We start from the raw sequence: 20,603 nt of genomic DNA, 5'->3' as shown, positions 1-20,603 counted from the left end.
CGTGTCAGGCGCGGCCGAGCCGCTCCGCGGCGGCGTCGATGCGCTCGTCGGTGGCGGTCAGGGCGAGGCGCACGTACCCCTCGCCGGCCGTGCCGTAGAACACCCCGGGGCCCACCACGACGCCCCGCTCCGCGAAGCGCTGCACCGTGGTCCAGGTGTCCTCCCCCGCTGTGCACCACAGGTAGAGCCCGGCCTCGGAGTGCTGGACCCGCAGCCCGAAGGCCTCGGCCGCGGGGACGAGCCGCTCGCGGCGGGACCGGTAGAGCGCCTTCTGGGCGGTGACGTGGGCGTCGTCGCCCAGGGCGGCCCGCATGGCCTCCTGGATCGGGGCGGGCACGATCATCCCGGCGTGCTTGCGGGAGTTGACGAGGCTCGCCATGAGCCGGGGGTCGCCGGCGAGGAACGCGGCCCGGTAGCCGGCGGCGTTGGACTGCTTCGACAGGGAGTACGCGGACAGCAGCAGGGAGTGGTCCCCGCCGCTGACCCGGGGGTCGAGCACCGACGGGACCGGGGCGCCGTCCTGCTGGACGTCCCAGGCGCCCCAGCCGAGCTCGGCGTAGCACTCGTCGGAGGCGACCACGGCCCCGAGGGCGCGGGCCTGGTCGACCACCCGCCGCAGCGACGCCGCGTCCCGGACGATGCCGGTGGGGTTGGCGGGCGAGTTCAGCCACACCATGCGCACGCGGGAGCGCACGTCGTCGTCGAGCTCGTCGAGGTCGTCCGCGGCCACGGCCTCGGCGCCCGCCAGCTGGGCCCCGATGTCGTAGGTCGGGTAGGCGACCGTGGGCCGCACGACGACGTCGCCGGGGCGCAGGCCGAGCAGCAGCGGCAGCCAGGCGACCAGCTCCTTGGAGCCGACCGTGGGCATGACCGCGGCGGGGTCCAGGCCGGTCACGCCGCGGCGCCGCGCGTACCAGGCGACGACGGCCTCGCGCAGGGCGGGGGTGCCGTGGGTGGTCGGGTAGCCGTGGGCGTCGGCGGCGGCGGCCAGCGCGTCCTGGACGACCAGGGGCGTGGGGTCCACGGGCGTGCCGATGGACAGGTCCACGACCCCACCGGAGTGCTCCGCGGCGACAGCCCGGTACGGGGCCATCGTGTCCCACGGGTAGTCGGGCAGGGCGAGGCCGAAGGAACGGTCCCCCTGCGTCACAGGGCGACGTCCTGGTTCTGCGGGGGCAGCGCCGCGATCATGGGGTGGTCCGTGTGCGTGTTGCCGAGCTTCGCGGCGCCACCGGGCGAGCCGAGGTCGTCGAAGAACTCGACGTTCGCCTTGTAGTAGTCGGCCCACTCCTCGGGGGTGTCGTCCTCGTAGTAGATGGCCTCGACGGGGCACACCGGTTCGCACGCACCGCAGTCCACGCACTCGTCGGGGTGGATGTAGAGCGAGCGCTCCCCCTCGTAGATGCAGTCGACGGGGCACTCCTCGACGCAGGCCTTGTCCTTCACGTCGACACAGGGCTGGGCGATGACGTAGGTCACGGCGGTTTGAACCTTTCTCCTGGGATTGCTTCGACCAGTCTAGCCACGGTGCCCTGGCTAGGATGACAGCCATGGAGCATCCGACATCCGGCTCAACATCGCCGTCCGGGACGTCATCTTCGGCGCTGGGGTTGCTCACCGGCCTGCCCGCCGGTACGCGCGTGAGCGTGCGCTACGCCCTGCCCGCCGACGACGCCTCCGGGCTGCCGCTCACCGACGCCCTGGGCGAGCTGCTGGCCGCGGACGAGGAGTCCGTCACGGTGCGGACCCGCCGGGGGGACGTGCTGATCGGCGCCGGCGGGATCCGGGCCGCCCGGGTGGTCCCGCCCGCGCCGCCGCGGCGCCGGCCCCGAGGGGCCTGAGCACCGGGCACTGCGGCAGTCGGGCGCCGCGGGGCTCAGCCCGCGCCGGTCCTGCGCCGCCGGGCGCGCAGCCACCGGGCCGTGACGAGCACGGCCAGCAGGGTCGTCACGAAGACGAGCCCGAACCAGGCCAGGCCCAGGATCCCCACGGGCGTGCCGGGGTCCGTCACGACGATCACGGAGCCGTCCCCGCCGTAGGCGAACAGCCAGGAGACGAGGTAGCCGGTCAGCCCCGGCACGGCGGCGGCCCACACGCGGCGGGTCGCGGTGCCGACCCACAGGGACACGCTGAGCAGCAGGGCGGTCGCGAAGAGCAGGCCCCACGGGAGCCACCACCCAGCGGGCGCGTACCATACGGCGCTGTGCAGGACCGTGGCCACGGACGCCGCCACGGCCCCGGCCGCGACGGACGTCACGAGGGCCGAGAGCACGGAGGCCCGGGCGCGACCGGGCGTCTCCTCCTCCGCGGCGACCGCGTCCGGGTCCCCGGCGAGCAGCCGGTAGGTCTCGAGGGCGCTGAAGGGCTGCCACACCCCGTTCGAGAGGGCGAAGCGCGAGCCGTCCCCGGAGAGCACCAGCTGGGTGGCGTGGGCGGCCATGGCGTCCCGCTTGCGCCCGGCGGAGCCGTGCACCGCGGCCTGCGGCCGCGGGTCCTCGGACCGCGCCTCGCCCTCGACGGCCCACACGAGGGGGGTGCGCCAGGGGTCGACGGGCTCCCCGTCGGCGTCCGCGCCCGGACGGGCGGCGAGCTCGGCGCCGCGCACCGCGACGGCGGAGGTGCGGACGTGGTCGGGGTGGCCGTAGCCGCCGTCGTCGTCGTAGGTGACGAGCACGTGCGGGCGCACGGCCCGGACCGCGGCGGCGACGTGGGCGGCGGCCTCGTCGGCCGCGGCCGCGGTGAGGCTGTGCGGCGAGGAGTCCTCGGCGGGGGCGGCCCGCCCGTCCGGGCCCCAGGACATGCCGGAGTCGTGGTAGTGGCCCGTGCCGCCGGCGAAGCCCACGGCGGGGTCGAGGGCGGGGGGCTCCCCCGCGAAGAAGCGCTCGGCCACGCCCAGGCGGGCCGCGGCGTCGTCGAGCTCGCCGACCCGGTGGCGGCCCAGGGCCGTGCCGTCGTCGGTGCACCCCGGCCGGCCGACCTCGAGGGCGTGCAGCGGCTCGGGGATGACCTCGCCGCGCTCGCCGCGGGTCATGGTGAGCAGCACGACCCGCGCGCCGAGCTCCGCGTAGCGGCCCATGGTGGCGCCGGTGGCGATGGACTCGTCGTCGGGGTGGGCGTGCACGAACAGGAGCCGGGCGTCCTCCGGGCGCAGGCCCGGGGGCAGCAGTCCCGGCAGGGCGTCCTCGCGCACGAGGACGCCCTGCTCGGGGTAGTACGGGACGGGCTGGGTCACGGCCGGGCCTGCTGCGCGGTGATGCTGCGGTCCGAGGTCAGGCGCGGGCCCGGGCCCGGTGCGCCTTCATCCGCTCGTTGGCGTCGAGGATCACCTTGCGGATGCGGATGGCGTCCGGGGTGACCTCCACGCACTCGTCCTCGCGGGCGAACTCGAGGGACTCCTCGAGGGTCAGCTTGCGCGGGGGCGTGAGGTTCTCGAAGGTGTCGGAGGAGGCCGCACGCATGTTGGTGAGCTTCTTCTCCTTCGTGATGTTCACGTCCATGTCGTCGGCACGGGAGTTCTCGCCCACGATCATGCCCTGGTAGACCTCGGAGGTGGGCTCCACGAAGAAGGACCCGCGCTCCTGCAGGTTGATCATGGCGAACGGGGTGACCACGCCGGCGCGGTCGGCGATCATCGAGCCGTTGGTGCGGTACTCGATGTCCCCGGCCCACGGCTCGTAGCCGTCGGCGTAGGAGGACGCGATGCCGGCGCCGCGGGTCTCGGTGAGGAACCGGGTGCGGAAGCCGATCAGCCCGCGGGCGGGGACCTTGAACTCCATCCGCACCCAGCCGGTGCCGTGGTTGGCCATGGCCTCCATGCGGCCCTTGCGCCCGGCCATCAGCTGGGTCACGGCGCCGAGGAACTCGTCGGGGACGTCGATCGTCATGTGCTCGTAGGGCTCGTGCACCTTGCCGTCGACGGTCTTGGTCACGACCTGGGGCTTGCCCGCGGTCAGCTCGAAGCCCTCGCGGCGCATCTGCTCCACCAGGATCGCCAGGGCCAGCTCGCCGCGGCCCTGGACCTCCCAGGCGTCGGGGCGCTGGGTGGGGAGCACCTTGAGCGAGACGTTGCCGACGAGCTCCTTGTCGAGGCGGTCCTTGACCTGGCGGGCCGTGACCTTGGTGCCCTTGGTGCGGCCGGCCAGCGGGGAGGTGTTGATGCCGATGGTCATGGAGATCGCGGGGTCGTCCACCGTGATCAGGGGCAGCGGCTGCGGGTTCTCCGGGTCGGTGAGGGTCTCGCCGATGGTGATGTCCTCGATCCCGGCCACGGCCACGATCTCGCCGGGGCCGGCGGAGTCGGCCGGGACGCGGTCCAGGCCCTTGGTGGCCAGCAGCTCGGAGATCCGCACGTTCTTGAGCTCGCCGTTCGCGCGCGCCCAGGCCACGGTCTGGCCCTTCTTGAGGGTGCCGTTGAAGATGCGCAGCAGGGCGAGACGGCCCAGGAACGGGGAGGCGTCCAGGTTGGTCACGTGCGCCTGGAGCACGCCCTCGGGGTCGTAGGAGGGCGCGGGGACGTGCTTGATGATCGTCGCGAACAGCGGCTCGAGGTCCTCGTTGTCCGGCAGGCCGCCGTTCTCGGGCTGCGTCAGGGAGGCCCGGCCGTCACGGCCCGCGGCGTAGACCACGGGCACGTCCAGGACGGCGTCCAGGTCGAGGTCCGGCTCGTCCTCGGAGATGTCCGAGGCCAGGCCCAGCAGCAGGTCCATGGACTCGTGCACGACCTCCTCGATCCGGGCGTCCGGGCGGTCGACCTTGTTGACCACGAGGATCACGGGCAGCTTGGCCTCGAGGGCCTTGCGCAGCACGAAGCGGGTCTGCGGCAGCGGGCCCTCGGAGGCGTCCACGAGCAGCACGACGCCGTCGACCATGGACAGGCCGCGCTCGACCTCGCCGCCGAAGTCGGCGTGGCCGGGGGTGTCGATGACGTTGATGGTGATGGTCTCCCCCTCGGCGGAGGGACCGTCGTAGAACACCGTGGTGTTCTTGGCGAGGATCGTGATCCCCTTCTCGCGCTCCAGGTCACCGGAGTCCATCACGCGCTCCTCGACCTCACCGTGGGCGGAGAACGCGTGCGTCTGCTGGAGCATCGCGTCCACGATGGTGGTCTTGCCGTGGTCGACGTGGGCCACGATGGCCACGTTGCGGAGGTCGGCGCGCTGGGCGGTGGTGGAGGTGACAGGCATACGCGTGGGTCTCTCTTCGGGTGGAGATGCGGGGGGAGGTGCAGCCCTCCCGATGGGTGCGGCCGGGGCGCCGCCGCGCACCCGGAGGGACCCGGGCGGGAGCGCCCGCTCAGCGGGCCGTAGACCATTCTACCCCGCGGCGCCGCCCCGGCGGCACCCCGGGCGGCTGTGACCCCGCCGACTCCCCCGTCCGCCCGTCCGGCGCGGCGCCGGCTCCGCGCCGCGCACGGGGTGTCCGGTCACCAGGAGGGCAGCACCGGCAGCGGGCCGTCGGCCTCGACGTTCTCGCCGTCGCCGCGGGCCAGCCACTCGAGCAGGCCCTCCCGGTCGGACTCGACGCGCAGGGCGCCGTCGCCGATCACCCACTCGTCGCGCTCCTCCGTCACCAGCGTCATGCCGGGGGCGCCCTTGGCGCGCATGGTGCGCACGGCGGCCTCGAGGGCGTTGAGCAGCGAGTCGGGGTCGGCCTCCTCGATGGTCCAGGCGGTGTCGAGGTCGTGGTGGTGGACGACGACCTCGGCGATGCGCAGCGCCACGATCGAGGTAGCGGGGATCACCTTGCCGTGCAGGTGCACCTCCTCGACCGCGAGCTCACCGGTCAGCCGCTGGGCCTGCTCGGCGAAGTAGGCGGCCGACTCACGCGCCTTCTCGACCAGCTCCTGGCGGGACAGGGCGGCCAGCTCGGCGATGTCCTGGTTCCGGGCCTCCATCGAGGCGTAGGGGGCCTGCTCCTGCCCGGTCACGGCCCAGTCGACGAGCTTGACGAGGGCGCGCCCGTTGGAGGCGAGGTGGGCGACGACGTCGGCGCGGCGCCATCCCTCGCACAGCGAGGGGGCGGCCAGCTCGTCCTCGGACAGGGACGCGGTGGTGGCCAGGAACATCTCGGTCTCGCGGCCGAGGCGGGAGAGGTCCGAGTGCAGGCGGGCGGGGTTGATCATGGCCTCACCCTATCGAGCGCCGGGTGAGCCGGACCACCTCCCGGGCCCCCGGACCCATACCGGCTTCGTCTCGGCTCAGAGCGCCGGCAACCGCGCGAAGGCCCGCTCGGCGGCCTTGCGGCGGGCCGCCGAGAGCTCCTCGAACGGGTCGAGCACGAGCTCGGCTCCACCGGCGCGGCGCACGCGCCCCCAGGTCCCCACGATCCGCCCGCCCGCCACGAGGGTGGGCTTGAAGACCCCGTTGCCGCCGGGGACGATCCGGGCCGCGTGGGCCGGGGCCAGCACGTGGGAGCGGTCCCCGTAGCCCAGGACGTACTCGTCGAAGGGCGGCAGCAGGAAGACCCCGGCGGCGCGGCGTCCGCCGGGTGCGGGGCCCTCGAGCACCTCGGGGGCGCACCACAGCTCGCGGCCGGCGCGGTCGTGCACCGCCACGACACCGTCGGCCCCCGCCAGCGCGGCGCGCACCGCGGAGCGCGGCAGGGCCGCCCACCGGGCGGCGTCCGCGACGGAGGCCGGGCCGTGGCCGCGCAGGTACCGGCGCACCCAGCGGGCGACGACGGGCGGGGTGCCGCCGGCGGCCGCCCCGGGCACGGCCGCCTCCTCCCCCGCGGCGGGGACCCAGTCCGCGACGGGCACCACGAGCTGGTCCCGGCCGTCCGCCGTCAGCGGGCCCAGGCACAGGGTCGCGTCCAGGTGCAGGGCGAGCATCAGGTGGTAGGCCCGGCCCAGCTCGCCCAGCAGCCCGGCCTCCTCCCACGCGGCGTGCAGGCGCTCACGGGGCTGCGGGCCGCGGCGCAGCGCGGCGAGGGCGCTCTCCCGGGCCGCGTCGAGCCGCTCGTCGATGCCCAGGGCCCGGCGCCGGGCGGCCGTCGAGGCGACGGTGCGGGGCCCCAGGACCGCCAGCCACGCGCGCAGGTCCTCGGCGGGCACCAGGTGCAGGGTCCCGCGCATGGGCCACGTGCGCACGATCCGGCCGTCGTCGAAGGCCTGCCGCAGGCCGCCGGAGCCGCCGGCCCGCCGCAGGGCGACCGACACCAGGGCGCCGGGCAGGTCCTGGGCCTGGACGGCCCCGAGGGCGCGCACCACGTCCTCGGGCGCCACGTCCTGCGGGCGCACGAGCCCGTGGGCCGCGAGCCGGGCGAGGCCGATCTCGCGGTCCGTCAGGACGGCCGGGGAGCTCACTGCAGGGCCCGTCCCCGCTGCTCCGGCAGGGCGAACGCGGAGAGGGCGGCCACGAGGAAGGCGGCGCCGAAGACCACGAAGACGGTGACCACGTCGTAGCGCTCCCCGCCGAGCGCGAGCAGCGCCGGCACGGCCAGCGGGGCCAGGATCGAGGCGACGCGGCCGAACGCCGCCGCCGCCCCGGTCCCCGTCCCGCGCAGCGCGGTGGGGTACATCTCCGGGCCGATCGCGTACAGGGCCCCCCACGCGCCCAGGTTGAAGAAGGACAGCGCCATGCCGGAGCCGATCACCTGCCACGGGAGCACGATGCTACCCATGGAGACGATGCCGAAGAGCAGGGCGCTCACCGCGGAGCCCCCGAGGAACACGGCCAGCGTGATCCGGCGGCCCCAGACCTCGATGAGCCAGGCGGCCGCGGCGTAGCCGGGCAGCTGGGCGAGCGTGATGACCAGGACGTAGCCGAAGGAGGTCGTCAGCGTGAGGCCCTGCTGGAGCAGCAGCGTGGGCAGCCAGGTGAACGCCCCGTAGTAGGCGAAGTTGATGCAGAACCAGACGGTCCACAGCGCCGCCGTGCGCCGCCGCAGGGACGGGGCCCAGATCCCGCTCGCGTCCTCCCCCGGGCGCGGGCCGGCCGCCTCGGCCGCCCGGGCCTGCTCGGGGGTCTCGGCCCGGGAGCGGCCCAGCGGCCGCGCCCGCTCGAACCGGCGCACCGCGGCCTCGGCCTCGTCCGTCCGGCCCCGGTGCTCGAGGAAGCGCACGGACTCCGGCAGGGCCCGGCGCACGACCACGGCGTAGAGGGCCGGCACGAGCCCGACGACGAGCGCCCATCGCCAGCCGTCCGGGGAGGACGGCACCACGAAGTAGCCCACGAGGGCGGCGAGGATCCAGCCGACGGCCCAGAAGGACTCGAGGACCACCACCACGCGGCCGCGGATCCGCCGGGGCGCGTACTCGGAGACGAGGGTGGAGGCGACGGGCAGCTCGGCGCCGAGGCCGAGGCCCACCACGAACCGCAGGATCACGAGCGCGGCGAGGGACCCGACGAGCGCGGACGCGCCGGTGGCCGTGCCGTAGACCAGCAGGGTCAGGGCGAAGACCTGGCGCCGGCCGAGCCGGTCGGCCAGGAGCCCGCCGAGGCTGGCGCCCACGGCCATCCCCACGAAGCCGATCGAGGCGAGCAGGGACAGCTCCCCGGAGCCCAGGCCCCACTCCTGGGCGAGCGCGGCCATCACGAACGAGATCAGGCCCACGTCCATGGCGTCCAGGGCCCAGCCGACGCCGGAGCCGACGAGGAGCTTCCGGTGCTCGGTGGTGAACGGCAGCCGGTCCAGCCGCTGGGAGCGCGTCGGGGCGGACGCGGCGGCGCCGGGCCGCTGGCTCTCGTGCATGCTCCGGTCCTTCCCTCGCTGCGCGGTGCTGCGACCACTGTAGGCGCTCGGGACCGCGCCGGTCCCCGGGGGCCCCCGCCCTAGACTGGAGGGGTCCCACCACCGGCCGGCGAGGGAGCTGACTGTGTCCACGGTTGCCATCTATCTCGTCGTCGCCTTCGGGGCCGGTGCCCTGGCCGTCCTCGCGCGGCTGCCGCCCCTGATCGGGTTCCTCGCGGCCGGCTTCGTGCTCAACGGCCTGGGCGTGGAGCGGCTCCCCGCCCTCGACCAGCTGGCCGACGTCGGCGTGACCCTCATGCTGTTCGGCATCGGTCTCAAGCTCGACGCCCGGTCGCTGCTGCGCCGGGAGGTCTGGGGGACGGCCGGGATCCACCTGGTCCTGAGCACGGCGCTCGGGGCGGGGCTCCTGGGCCTGCTGATGCTCGTGGGGCTGCAGCTGCCGGGCGAGAACCTCAGCGCGCTGCTGCTGGCCGGGTTCGCCCTGTCCTTCTCGAGCACGGTCCTGGTGTTCAAGGTCCTCGAGGAGCGCAGCGAGACGACGTCGCTCTACGGGCGCGTGGCGATCGGCATCCTCATCATCCAGGACGTCGCCGCCGTAGCGTTCATCACCGTCACGAGCGAGCACCCGCCGAGCCCGTGGGCCCTGGCCCTGGTGCTGCTGCTGCCGGCGGCGTGGGTGTTCCGCCGGATCTGGGACGGCATCGGCCACGGGGAGCTGCAGGCCCTGTTCGGCGTCGCCATGGCTCTGGTCCCCGGCTACATCGCCTTCTCGGCCGTGGGCCTGAAGGGGGATCTCGGGGCGCTGCTCGTCGGCATGCTCCTGGCCTCGCACGCCAACGCGGGCGAGCTGTCCCGCACCCTGTTCACGCTCAAGGACCTCCTGCTGGTGGCGTTCTTCGTCTCGATCGGCTTCCACGGGATGCCGACCCTCGAGATGCTCGCCATGAGCGTGCTGCTCCTGGGCCTCCTGCCGGTCCAGGCGATGCTGTTCGTGCTGCTGCTGTGGCTGTTCGGGCTGCGCCGCCGCACGTCGCTGCGAACGGGCCTCGCGCTGGGCAACCACTCGGAGTTCGCCCTCATCGTGGGGGCCATCGGCGTCTCGGCCGGGATGTTCGACGACGACTGGCTGGTGATGCTCTCCGTGGCGGTCGCCCTGAGCTTCGTGATCTCGGCCCTGGTCAACCGGCGCGGCTCCTCCCTGACCAGCGCCCTCGCCCGGCGGCTCCCGGAGCACCCGGACGACCGGCTGCACCCGGAGGACCGTCCCATCGACATCAGCCACGCCACGGTGCTCGTGCTCGGCATGGGCCGGGTGGGGCAGGCGGCCTACCGGGAGCTCTCCGAGGAGCACGGCTTCTCCGTGGTGGGCATCGAGAACGCCACGGACCGCGTGGAGCGGCTGCGGGCGCAGGGGATCGACGTCCAGGAGGCCGACGCGACCGACCAGGAGTTCTGGGAGCGGGTGATCGCGACCGGCCACGTGCAGGTCGCCGTGCTGGCTATGCCCTTCCACGGCTCCAACCTCGTGGCCCTCCAGCAGCTGAGCGCCACGGGCTTCGACGGGGTCGTGGCCGCCGTGGCGCAGTACGACGACGAGGTGCAGGAGCTGCGCGGCCACGGGGTCCGGACGGTCTTCAACCTCTACAGCGGCGCCGGGATCGCCCTGGCGGCGGAGACCGTCGAGGCCCTCGGCCACCGGGCCGACTGACGGCTCGGGCGCCCCGGGACCCGGCCCGCCGCGGTCCGCCCCGCCAGGATCCGCGCCAGCAGCTTGCGCAGCTCCTCGGCCCACAGCACGAGGGAGGCCGCGCCGACGGCCACCGCCCACTGCCGGGCGTCCAGGGCCGCGGTGCCGAACGCGGTCTGCAGCACGGGGACGTGCACCACGAGCACCTGCAGCACCGCGGCGAGGCCCAGCGCGCCCCACAGCCAGGGGTTGACGAACATCCGGTGGAAGGCGCTGGAGCGCTCGGAGCGGGAGTTCAGGGCGTTGAACAGCTGGGCGAGCACCAGCGTCGTGAACCCGGCCGTGCGGGCCTCCTCGAGGGAGCCGGTGCCCGGCACGAGCCCGCCGGGCAGGAACACGTCGACGCTCAGCAGCGACGAGCCGGCCATCACGAGCCCGACCAGCACGACCCGCACCCACAGGCCGGCGTCGAGGATGCGGTCCCCGGGCCGGCGCGGCGGGCGGGCCATGACGTCGTCGATCTCGGGGTCCACCCCCATGGCGAGCGCGGGCCCGGAGTCGGTGACGAGGTTGATCCACAGGATCTGGGTGGCCAGCAGGGGCAGGGCGATCCCGCCGTCCCCGGCCGCAGTGAGGCCCAGCGCCCCGGCGAGCAGGACGCCGAGGAGCACGGTGGCGACCTCCCCCATGTTGGAGGACAGCAGGTAGCGCAGGAACTTCTGGATGTTGTCGAAGATGACCCGCCCCTGGCGGACGGCCGCCACGATGGTGGCGAAGTCGTCGTCGCCCAGGATCATCCGCCCGGCCTCCTTGGTGACCTCCGTGCCGGTGCGGCCCATGGCCACCCCGATGTCCGCGGCCTTCAGGGCGGGGGCGTCGTTGACCCCGTCCCCGGTCATCGCCACCACGTGGCCCAGGGCCTGCAGGGCGTCCACGATGCGCAGCTTGTGCCCGGGGGCCACCCGGGCGAACACCGACACGTCACGCACCGCGTCCCGGAACTGCTCGTCGGTGAGCCCGTCCAGCTGCAGGCCGGTGAGGGCGGGGGCGCCCGGCGGCACGATGCCGAGGTCCGCGGCGATCCGCGCGGCCGTCACGGGGTGGTCGCCCGTGATCATGATCGTGCGCACACCGGCGGACCGGGCCTGGGCGACGGCCGCCGCGGCCTCCTCGCGCGGCGGGTCCAGGACGCCCACCACGCCGAGCCAGACCAGGTCCCGCTCCGCGGCCTCGCCCGGCGCGTCCGTCTCGTGCTCGGGCACCCGCCGCCCGGCGACGGCCAGGGTGCGGTAGGCCTGCCCGGAGAGCTCCTCCACCGCCGCGGCGGCCGCCCGCCGCCGCGCCGGGTCGAAGGGTTCGGCGGCCTCCCCCACGCGCACCGCCGAGCAGCGCTCCAGCAGGACGTCGGGGGCGCCCTTGGTGAACAGGTACCGCTCGCCGGTGGCGGTCTCCACCTCCAGGGCGGACATCAGCCGCCGCTCGGACGTGAAGGGCACCTCGTGGGCGCGGGCGAAGTCGCCGGCCCGGTCCGCGGCTCCGGCCAGCTTGTGCGCCGCGGTGAGGAAGGCGGCCTCGGTGGGGTCCCCCTGCACCGACCACACCCCGTCCTCGCGGCGCAGCTGCGCGTTGTTGGCCCGGGCCCCGGCCACCAGCACGCCGCGCGCCTCCTGCAGGACCTGCCCGGCGGGAGCACGGGCGTCCACGACGGCGGCTCGGCCCTCCGGGGCGTAGCCGGAGCCGGAGAGCTCCACCGTCCCGGAGGGGGTGACGATCCGCCGGAGGGTCATCTCGTTGCGGGTCAGCGTGCCGGTCTTGTCCGCGCAGATCACCGAGGCCGCCCCGAGCGTCTCGACCGAGTGCAGGTCCTTGACCACGGCGTTGCGGCGCGCCATCGCCCGCACCCCGATCGCCAGGACCAGGGACAGGATGGCGGGCAGCCCCTCCGGGACGGCCGCGACGGCCAGGGAGACCCCGAGCAGCAGGACCGTCACCAGCTCCTGCACCCCCTCCACCCCGTGGACCAGGACGACCGCGAGCATCACCACGACGGCGACGGCCACGACGATCCGCCCCAGCGACCGGGACACGGCCGCGACCTCCCGCTGCAGCGGGGACGGGTCGGCCTGCGTGCGGTCCAGCATCCGGGCGACCGCCCCCATCTGGGTGTCCATGCCCGTGGCCACGACCACGGCGCGGCCGACCCCCTGGGCCACCGCCGTGCCCCGGTAGACCATGTTCCGCCGGTCGCCCAGCGGCACCGGGCCCGGCAGGACGGCCGGGTCCTTCAGCTCGGCCTCGGACTCCCCCGTGAGCGACGCCTCCTGCACGCGCAGGGCCGTGGCCCGGAGCAGCCGGGCGTCCGCGCCCACGGCATCCCCCTCGGACAGGACCAGGACGTCCCCGGGCACCAGCTGGGCCGAGGGCACGGTGGTGAGCCGGGCGTCACGCAGCACGGTCGAGTTCGCGGCCGTGAGCACCGCCAGGGCCGCCACGGCGTCCTCGGCGCGCACCTCCTGGACCCGGCCCAGCACCGCGTTGGCGACCACGACGAGCAGGATGACGATCGCGTCCACCGGCAGTCCCACGGCGCCCTCGGCCGCCCAGGCCGCCGTGGAGACCACGATCGCGACCAGGAGCAGGCGGATGAGCGGGTCGCGGAACTGCGCCAGGAGCCTGCGCCAGCCCGGGACGGGCGGGGCCGAGCGCAGTTCGTTGGGCCCGTGCCGCTCCAGGCGCCGGCGGGCCTCGGGCGAGCTCAGCCCGCGGTCGGCCTGCACGCCGAGCTCGGCGAGCAGCTCCCCGGGCTCGCGCAGGGAGGGATCCGGCGGCACGGTCTCGGCGCTCACGCCCTCATTGTCCGTCCGGCCCCGGGGCTCCGCACCGTGTGACGGGCCGGCCCCGGACCCGGCGCATCGCACCGCCGGGCCGCGTCCGGTCCGCGCGCACGGAGCCCCGGCGGCGAGCGCGGCCGGGGCGGCCTCACGGGGATCGCATATTTCCATTTGCAACACCTTGTCTTCGAGTCCCGAACCCAATGTGTGCCAGGTCACTGTTGTGGTACCTTCATCGCGTTCGCACAAATGTTCCTCGGCGGTAACCCCCGTGGTTTCCCAGGCTCCGAGTGCGGAAATCGAAACCATCGCATGGCCGGCCCGCACGCCGGCCGACCGGGAAATCGGAGACAGCCCATGTCCACATCCCCCTGCACCCGACGCATCACCCTGGCGCTCGCCGCCACGGCCGCGGCCGTGACGCTCACCGCCTGCGGCGGCGACAGCGGCTCCGAGGGCGCGACCGCAGCCGGCGGCGACGTCGACTGCTCCGCGTTCGAGCAGTACGGCGACCTCAGCGGCAAGAGCGTGAGCGTCTACACCTCGATCGTGGCGCCCGAGGACCAGTCCCACATCGACTCCTACGCGCCATTCGAGGAGTGCACCGGCGCGGACATCGTCTACGAGGGCTCCCGCGAGTTCGAGGCGCAGCTGCTCGTGCGCCTGCAGTCCGGCAGCGCGCCCGACGTCGCGTTCGTCCCGCAGCCGGGCCTGATCCGGACCATCGCCGAGGACCACCCGGACGTCATCCAGCCGGTCGGCGAGGACGCCGCGGCCAACGTCGACGAGTACTACAACCCCTCCTGGAAGGAGTACGGCACGGTCGACGGCACCTTCTACGGCACCCCCCTCGGGGCGAACGCCAAGTCCTTCGTCTGGTACTCGCCCTCCATGTTCGAGGAGGCCGGCTACGAGGTGCCCCAGACCTGGGACGAGCTCATGGAGCTCTCGGACACGATCGCCGGGACCGGGGCCAAGCCGTGGTGCGCGGGCATCGAGTCCGGCGACGCCACCGGCTGGCCGGCCACCGACTGGCTCGAGGACACCATGCTGCGCACCGCCGGGCCCGAGGCCTACGACCAGTGGGTCAACCACGAGATCCCCTTCGACGACCCGCAGGTCGTCGAAGCCCTGGACGCGGCCGGGGCGATCCTCAAGGACGACAAGATGGTCAACGGCGGCCTGGGCGACGTGCGCTCCATCGCCACCACGGCCTTCGGCGACGCCGGCCTGCCGATCCTCGACGGGTCCTGCTGGATGCACCGCCAGGCGTCCTTCTACCAGGCCAACTGGCCCGAGGGCACCAACGTGGCCGAGGACGGCGACGTCTTCGCGTTCTACCTGCCCGGCAAGTCCGAGGACGAGAAGCCGATCCTGGGCGGCGGCGAGTTCACCGTCGCCTTCGCCGACCGGCCCGAGGTCCAGGCCTTCCAGGCCTACCTGACCAGCCCGGAGTGGTCCAACGCCAAGGCCCAGGCCACCGAGTTCGGCTGGATCTCCGCCAACTCCGGCCTGGACCCGGAGAACCTGAAGTCCCCGATCGACAAGCTGGCCTACGAGCAGCTGACCGACGAGAACGCGGTGTTCCGCTTCGACGGCTCGGACCTCATGCCTGCGGCGGTCGGCGCCGGGTCCTTCTGGAACGGCATGACCGACTGGATCTCCCTCGGCGAGGACAGCGAGACCGTCCTGGCCGACATCGAGAAGAGCTGGCCGTCCGAGTGACCGCAGGCCGTCCGTGACGCACCGGCGGGCGGGCCGGGTCCCCGCGACCCGGCCCGCCCGCCCCGTGCCGCCGGACGGACCCGCGGCGCCGACGACGGCCGCCGGAACCGAGCCCTGAGGAGCTCTTCGTGGACCTTTTGCTGAACGCCGACACGACGGCGGAGAAACTGATCGTCATGTGCGTGGCGATCCTGCTGTTCGTGGGGGTCACGGCCGCCGTGCTGTGGCTCGTCGACCGGCCCTCCCTGCCCCGCTGGGTGCCCCTGGTGGGCTTCCTCGGCCCCGCCGTGGCCCTGCTGGTCTTCGGGCTGCTGTACCCGGCCGCCCGCACCGTGCTCGGCTCCTTCCAGGCCCGGGACCGGCAGACCTGGGTGGGGCTGGACAACTACCGCACCATCCTGACCGAGGACGGGTTCCAGGTCGTCCTGCTCAACACCGCCCTGTGGGTGCTGCTCGTGCCCACCGTGGCCACGGCCGTGGGGCTGGTGTACGCGGTGCTCGTGGACCGGACCCGCTTCGAGAAGCTCGCCAAGACGCTGATCTTCCTGCCCATGGCGATCTCGCTGGTGGGCGCGTCGATCATCTGGAAGTTCGTCTACGAGTTCAAGCCGGACCAGCCCGGCGTCCGGCAGACGGGCCTGCTCAACCAGCTGCTGGTGTGGCTGGGCGTGCCGCCCCAGCAGTTCCTGCTGGACCCGCCCTGGAACACCTTCTTCCTGATCGCCGTGATGATCTGGATCCAGACCGGCTTCGCGATGACCGTGCTCTCGGCGGCCATCAAGGCCATCCCGGACGACATCATGGAGGCCGCGCGGCTCGACGGCGCCGGGGCCTGGCGCATGTTCGCCTCCGTCACCGTGCCCTCGATCCGCCCGGCGATCGTCGTGGTGATCACCACGATCGCGATGGGCACCCTGAAGGTCTTCGACATCGTCCGCACCATGACCGGCGGCAACTTCGGCACCTCGATCGTGGCCAACGAGTTCTACACGCAGAGCTTCCCGCTCGGGCAGCCGGGCATCGGCGCGGCGCTGGCCGTGGCGCTGTTCGTGCTGGTCGTCCCGATCGTGCTCTACAACATCCGGCAGATGAAGCTTTCCGAGGAGCAGCGATGACCACCGCCGCCAACATCCCGCCCGCCTCGCCCGAGGACCTCGTCGAGGACGGCCGCCCGGAGCGCAGCGGTCCCGCCGGGACCACCGTGGCCCCGGGGCGGCGCCGCGGCCTCGGGGAGCGGGCCGCACGGGCGAGGACGAAGCTCAGCTCGCCGTGGGCCTCCCTCGCCGCGGTCCTCATCGCGGTGCTGTGGACGACCCCCACGCTGGGCCTGCTGATCACCTCCTTCCGCCCGGAGCTGGACATCCGCCGCTCTGGCTGGTGGACGTTCTTCGCGGACCCGTCCGTGACCCTGGCCAACTACGAGGAGGTCATCACCGGGTCCGCGACCTCGAGCTTCGCGGCGTTCTTCGTCAACTCCGTGGTGATCACGGTGCCCGCGGTGGTCATCCCGATCACGCTGGCGCTGCTGGCCGCCTACGCGTTCGCGTGGATCGACTTCCGCGGCCGCTCCTGGCTGTTCGTGGCCGTGTTCGCCCTGCAGATCGTGCCGATCCAGATCACCCTGATCCCGCTGCTGACCCAGTACAACCAGTGGGGCCTGTCCGGGTCCTTCTGGGCGGTGTGGCTCTCGCACACGATCTTCGCCCTGCCGCTGGCGATCTTCCTGCTGCACAACTTCATGATGGACATCCCCCGGACCCTCATCGAGGCCGCGCGGATGGACGGCGCCGGGCACGTGACCATCTTCTTCCGGGTGCTGCTGCCCCTGCTGGTCCCGGCGATCGCGTCCTTCGCGATCTTCCAGTTCCTGTGGGTGTGGAACGACCTGCTCGTGGGCCTGACCTTCGGCTCCAACCTCAACGTGGCGCCCCTGACGGTGCGGCTCGGGGAGCTGGCCGGCACGCGCGGCTCGGAGTGGCACCTGCTCTCCGCCGGGGCCTTCGTGTCCATGGTCGTGCCGATGATCGTGTTCCTGGCCCTGCAGCGCTACTTCGTCCGCGGGCTGCTGGCCGGTGGCGTGAAGGGCTGAGCGCCCGCCGGCCCCGGCGCACGGAGAGGCCCCCGGAACCGCGGTTCCGGGGGCCTCTCCGTCTGCCCGGTGCCCGGGCCGGTGCGGTGCTACCGGGCGTCGGTGACGCCGGTGGCGGCCACGATCCGGCCCGTGCCGTCGGTGGCGGAGACCACGGCCTGGCCGGCCAGGATCTCCCCGGCCTGCCGGGCGGTGCGCCGGTCCACCCGCAGGGCGGTCCCACCCGCCAGCTCGGGGTGCTCGGCGACGACGCCGGCCGGCAGCTCCGCGACGGTCACCGGCACGCTGCGCCCGCCGGTGACGGTCTCGGCGTCGAGGGCCAGGGCGCCGTCCGGGCCCCAGGTGAGGGACCAGTCCAGCAGGGCCGGGTCCGTGCCGGCCGGGACCGTGCCCGCCGGGACCGCCAGCAGGTCCGCCCCGACCCACGCGGCCCGGGCCGTGCCCAGGTCGGGGCCGGCGGCGGGCTGCTCGGCCGCGCCCGTCCGGGTGCGGATCTCGTGGGTGGCGGCGTCGTACTCGATGGTGGCCACCATCCCGTCCTCGGGGACCGTCAGGCTCACCTCGGCGCCGTCCACCGCCCCGTCCTGCCCGTACGCCGCGCCGGCGCCGAGGTCCTCCACCACGCGGAAGGTGTACTCCCCCGCCGGGATCAGGGTCGTGGACCACGCGTGGGTGCCGTCCCCGTCCGGGTCCTGCAGCCAGGGGCGCAGGCAGTCCGGGGTGCGGTCGGCGGCGCAGCCGAGCTCGTCCTGGAACGTGCCGGAGGCCGTGAGCAGGGGCCCGTCGGCGTCGGTGGTCGCCCAGTGCGTGGCCGGGTCGTAGTAGAACGTCACCGGTCCGCCCGGGGCGTCGTAGCCGATGTTGGCCCCGGCGAGCGCGCCGCCGGCGCCGTAGTTCTCGTCCCAGGCGCGGTCGACGGCGACCTTGTAGGAGTGTCCCCCGGCCGGGAGGTCGAAGGTGCCCTTCCAGATCCCGTCCTGGGGGTCGAGGCGCAGCTGCGCCTGCTCGCAGGCGGGCGCCCAGTCGGCGTCGCAGCCCATCTCGGTGTTGTGCGTGCCGGGCACGGAGACCGCGTCCGGCTGCTGCACCTCGCCCACTACCGGGCCCGTGCCCCCGCCGTCCGCGGGGGCGCCCCCCGCACCGGCCACGGCCCAGGCCGAGGAGGCGGAGAGGTTGCCGGAGGAGTCCTTCAGCACGGCCCGGTACTCGAGCAGGGTCCCGTCGGCCACGTCGGCGGTGTCGGGAAAGACCCGGTACGGGGCGTTGTCGTCCGTGCCCAGCGCCGTCCACTCCTGCGTCCCGGCCGGACGCACGGCGAAGCTGACCTGGGCGAAGCCGCGGCCGGGGACGTCCGCCCGCAGCTCGGTCCGGCCGTCGGCCCCGAGGTCGGGGGCCTGCAGGCGCACCTGCGGGGCCTCCTGCTCGGGGTCGAGGGCCCGCCCGGCCCGGTACACGACGGTCGACAGCGGGGCGACCTCGACGTCGAGCCGGGCGTCCTTGCCGGACTTGCGCTTATCCTTGCCGTCCGTCCCGTAGAGGGCGGTGAACTGGGTGTTGTCCGATGACGTCGGAACGGTGACGGTCCGGGTCTGCTCGGAGTTGTTGGTGACCACCACGTACTCGCGCCGCTCGTCCGCGTCGATCCGGCTGAACGCGTAGACCCCGTCCTGGTCGGAGGAGTACCGGTGCAGCTGCGCGCCGTCGGCGAGCGCCGGGTGGGCCGCCCGCAGCGCGGAGAGCTCGGCGATCTGCTCGTAGAGCGGGTGGTCGGTGCCGTAGCGGTCGGCCGCACCGGGCTCGGCCGCGATCATGGGCTCCTGCAGGTACTGCGGGACCTGGGTGGCGAACATGTCCTGGCGGGCCAGCTGGTCCCCGCCGGAGCCGACGAAGCCCTGCTCGTCGCCGTAGTAGACCACCGGCTGGCCGCGGGTCAGGAACATCAGCTCGTTGGACAGCTCCACGCGCCGCCGCAGCTCCTCGTCCCGGAAACCGGCGTCGAACAGCAGCCAGGAGGCGCGGCCCATGTCGTGGTTGCCCGTGAACGTGGGCAGCTGGTAGGCGTTCGAGTCGGTGTCGGTGTAGTGGTCGTCGGCGGCGTAGAAGTCCCGCAGGGACGTGGTCGCGCCGCCCTTGGCGAACTCGAGGGACCGGGCCTGGAAGCCGAAGTCGATCACGGCCTGCAGCCGGCCGTCCGTGGTGAAGGAGGACAGGTACGCCGGGTCGGCGTCGTAGACCTCGCCGAACATGAAGAAGTCCTCGTTGCGCGCCCGGGCCGCCTCGAGCACCCGGGGGCTGAACTCCTGCCAGAACTCGAGGTTGACGTGCTTGACGGTGTCGATGCGGAAGCCGTCGATGCCCATCTCCGCCCAGGCGGAGTAGATGTCCACCATCCCGTCGACCACCTCGCGGCGCTCGGTGAACAGGTCGTCCAGGCCGACGAAGTCGCCGTAGGTGACGGACTCCCCGGACCAGGTGGAGTCCCCGCGGTTGTGGTACAGGTTCGGGTCGTTGAGCCACTCGGGGACCTTGACGCCGGCGTCCTCCGGCGAGCGGAAGGTCGGGTTGTAGGGGAACGACGTCGCGGGGTCGGTCGCGGGGAACTCCGGGGAGCCCGCGTAGCGGGCGTCGTCGAAGGGCTCCCCGGCGGCGTCGCGGTAGGGCTCCTCGGCCTTGGTGACGTAGTCGGTGGTGCCCTCGGCGTAGTCGATGACGTCCGCGGTGTGGTTGGTGATGATGTCGAAGTAGACCTTCATCCCGCGGGCGTGGGCGGCGTCGACGAGCTGCTGCATGTCCTCGTTGCTGCCCAGGTGCGGGTCGATCTGGGTGAAGTCGGTGATCCAGTAGCCGTGGTAGCCGGCGCTCTCCGCGCCCTCCTCCCCCTGCACCGGGCGGTTCTTGAAGGAGGGGGTCAGCCAGATGGCGGTGGTGCCCAGGCCCTCGATGTAGTCCAGCTTCTCCTGGATGCCCTGCAGGTCGCCGCCGTGGTAGAACGCCTTGTCCGTGGGGTCGAAGCCGTGCTCGAGCCGGTCCCCCTCGAGCCCGCCGGTGTCGTTGGAAGGGTCGCCGTTGGCGAAGCGGTCGGCCATCACGAAGTAGAACTGCTCGGAGGTGACCGGGGCGCGCAGGCTGTCGCCGGCCAGCGCCCGGTCCTGCTCGGTGACCTCCTCGCCGCCCACCGCGGCCGGGCGCACGGAGACCGCGTCGGTGGTGTCGTCGAAGCTGAACACCACGGTGGCGGGGCCCTCGAGCACGAGCGGCAGGTTCTCGGCGGGGTGGGACTCGTCCCACCCGCCGTCGAGGGCGACCTTGTATTCCCAGGTGCCGGCGGGGACCTCGAAGGTCCCCTCGTAGGTGCCCCCGCCGACGGGGGCGAGGACGGTCTCGGCGCAGGACGGCTGCCAGTCGGCGGAGCAGCCGAGCTCGTCCTGCAGGCTGCCGACGAGGGTCACGGCGGGGGGCGCGGCGGCGGCCGGTGCGGCGGCGGCGAGGCCGACGGCGACCGGGGCGGCGCCGACCGCGGTGGCGGACAGCAGACCGGCCAGGACGGTGGATGGACGACGTTTCACGGTGTCTCCAGTGG

General features: G+C 73.8%; 14 protein-coding genes. 5 read left to right on the top strand and 9 right to left on the bottom strand.

The genetic code is table 11. The features are described 5' to 3' along the window. Positions 1–4: 4 nt before the first annotated feature. Both dapC and fdxA read right to left on the bottom strand, forming a co-directional pair. Positions 5–1,150, bottom strand: coding sequence for a succinyldiaminopimelate transaminase (gene dapC, locus RF640_RS15500; protein WP_368828350.1), 1,146 nt, complete (start codon positions 1,148–1,150; stop codon positions 5–7). Further along, positions 1,147–1,479 carry a ferredoxin gene (gene fdxA / locus RF640_RS15495; RefSeq protein ID WP_017833401.1) on the bottom strand — a complete coding sequence of 111 codons (333 nt, stop codon included), beginning with the start codon at positions 1,477–1,479 and terminating at the stop codon, positions 1,147–1,149. The genes dapC and fdxA overlap by 4 nt, the downstream gene beginning before the upstream one ends. Positions 1,480–1,550: 71 nt before the next feature. On the opposite strand from fdxA, the gene RF640_RS15490 reads away from it, so the two are divergent. Beyond that, the gene (locus tag RF640_RS15490; protein ID WP_229588650.1) at positions 1,551–1,841 is read left to right on the top strand and encodes a hypothetical protein; all 291 of its coding nucleotides are present in this window, start codon (positions 1,551–1,553) and stop codon (positions 1,839–1,841) included. Positions 1,842–1,876: 35 nt separating this feature from the next. Here the strand turns inward: RF640_RS15490 and RF640_RS15485 are convergent, their stop codons facing one another. The 5 genes from RF640_RS15485 to RF640_RS15465 all read right to left on the bottom strand — a co-directional run bounded on the left by RF640_RS15485 (position 1,877) and on the right by RF640_RS15465 (position 8,691). After that, positions 1,877–3,232 (bottom strand): PIG-L family deacetylase, encoded by a 1,356-nt coding sequence (locus RF640_RS15485; protein ID WP_368797188.1) that lies wholly within the window; start codon positions 3,230–3,232, stop codon positions 1,877–1,879. 37 nt (positions 3,233–3,269) lie between these two features. Continuing rightward, complete coding sequence (gene typA, locus RF640_RS15480) at positions 3,270–5,183, bottom strand: translational GTPase TypA (protein WP_017833398.1); 1,914 nt, start codon at positions 5,181–5,183, stop codon at positions 3,270–3,272. Positions 5,184–5,422: 239 nt separating this feature from the next. Then, positions 5,423–6,121: a maleylpyruvate isomerase family mycothiol-dependent enzyme gene (locus RF640_RS15475; RefSeq protein WP_109222076.1), complete on the bottom strand. Its 699-nt coding sequence runs from the start codon at positions 6,119–6,121 to the stop codon at positions 5,423–5,425. Positions 6,122–6,196: 75 nt separating this feature from the next. Then, entirely contained in the window at positions 6,197–7,303 is a 1,107-nt protein-coding gene (locus tag RF640_RS15470) for a winged helix DNA-binding domain-containing protein (protein WP_109222075.1), read from the bottom strand. After that, complete coding sequence (locus tag RF640_RS15465) at positions 7,300–8,691, bottom strand: MFS transporter (protein WP_052132969.1); 1,392 nt, start codon at positions 8,689–8,691, stop codon at positions 7,300–7,302. The genes RF640_RS15470 and RF640_RS15465 overlap by 4 nt, the downstream gene beginning before the upstream one ends. Before the next feature lie 124 nt (positions 8,692–8,815). On the opposite strand from RF640_RS15465, the gene RF640_RS15460 reads away from it, so the two are divergent. Beyond that, positions 8,816–10,399: a cation:proton antiporter family protein gene (locus tag RF640_RS15460; RefSeq protein WP_035927430.1), complete on the top strand. Its 1,584-nt coding sequence runs from the start codon at positions 8,816–8,818 to the stop codon at positions 10,397–10,399. Here the strand turns inward: RF640_RS15460 and RF640_RS15455 are convergent. Further along, positions 10,333–13,224, bottom strand: a complete 2,892-nt coding sequence (locus RF640_RS15455) for a cation-translocating P-type ATPase (protein WP_249033759.1) — start codon at positions 13,222–13,224, stop codon at positions 10,333–10,335. The genes RF640_RS15460 and RF640_RS15455 overlap by 67 nt on opposite strands. Positions 13,225–13,566: 342 nt before the next feature. Here RF640_RS15455 and RF640_RS15450 point away from each other — a divergent pair, with 342 nt between their 5' ends. The 3 genes from RF640_RS15450 (at position 13,567) to RF640_RS15440 (ending at position 17,023) form a co-directional block, all read left to right on the top strand. Further along, entirely contained in the window at positions 13,567–14,934 is a 1,368-nt protein-coding gene (locus RF640_RS15450; protein ID WP_035927435.1) for an ABC transporter substrate-binding protein, read from the top strand. Between the two features lie 128 nt (positions 14,935–15,062). After that, on the top strand, positions 15,063–16,049 hold the full coding sequence (locus RF640_RS15445) for a carbohydrate ABC transporter permease (RefSeq protein ID WP_035927438.1): 987 nt from the start codon (positions 15,063–15,065) through the stop codon (positions 16,047–16,049). Further along, positions 16,046–17,023 (top strand): carbohydrate ABC transporter permease, encoded by a 978-nt coding sequence (locus RF640_RS15440; protein WP_081994430.1) that lies wholly within the window; start codon positions 16,046–16,048, stop codon positions 17,021–17,023. Before RF640_RS15445 ends, RF640_RS15440 begins: the two co-directional genes overlap by 4 nt. Before the next feature lie 89 nt (positions 17,024–17,112). Here the strand turns inward: RF640_RS15440 and RF640_RS15435 are convergent, their stop codons facing one another. Then, positions 17,113–20,589, bottom strand: coding sequence for an alpha-amylase family glycosyl hydrolase (locus RF640_RS15435; protein WP_176338474.1), 3,477 nt, complete (start codon positions 20,587–20,589; stop codon positions 17,113–17,115). Positions 20,590–20,603 lie beyond the last annotated feature (14 nt).

This window comes from Kocuria sp. CPCC 205231, from assembly GCF_040980965.1.
Taxonomy (GTDB): Bacteria; Actinomycetota; Actinomycetes; order Actinomycetales; family Micrococcaceae; genus Kocuria; species Kocuria rosea.
The sequence above is the reverse complement of the archived record's forward strand: the minus strand, read 5'-3'. Positions and strand labels throughout refer to the sequence as shown.

Bases quoted from the DNA above. Each gene is read 5' to 3' on its own strand.
- typA (WP_017833398.1), bottom strand. From the start codon at position 5,183: ATGCCTGTCACCTCCACCACCGCCCAGCGCGCCGACCTCCGCAACGTG.
- RF640_RS15440 (WP_081994430.1), top strand. From the start codon at position 16,046: ATGACCACCGCCGCCAACATCCCGCCCGCCTCGCCCGAGGACCTCGTC.
- RF640_RS15450 (WP_035927435.1), top strand. From the start codon at position 13,567: ATGTCCACATCCCCCTGCACCCGACGCATCACCCTGGCGCTCGCCGCC.
- RF640_RS15475 (WP_109222076.1), bottom strand. From the start codon at position 6,121: ATGATCAACCCCGCCCGCCTGCACTCGGACCTCTCCCGCCTCGGCCGC.
- RF640_RS15490 (WP_229588650.1), top strand. From the start codon at position 1,551: ATGGAGCATCCGACATCCGGCTCAACATCGCCGTCCGGGACGTCATCT.
- RF640_RS15465 (WP_052132969.1), bottom strand. From the start codon at position 8,691: ATGCACGAGAGCCAGCGGCCCGGCGCCGCCGCGTCCGCCCCGACGCGC.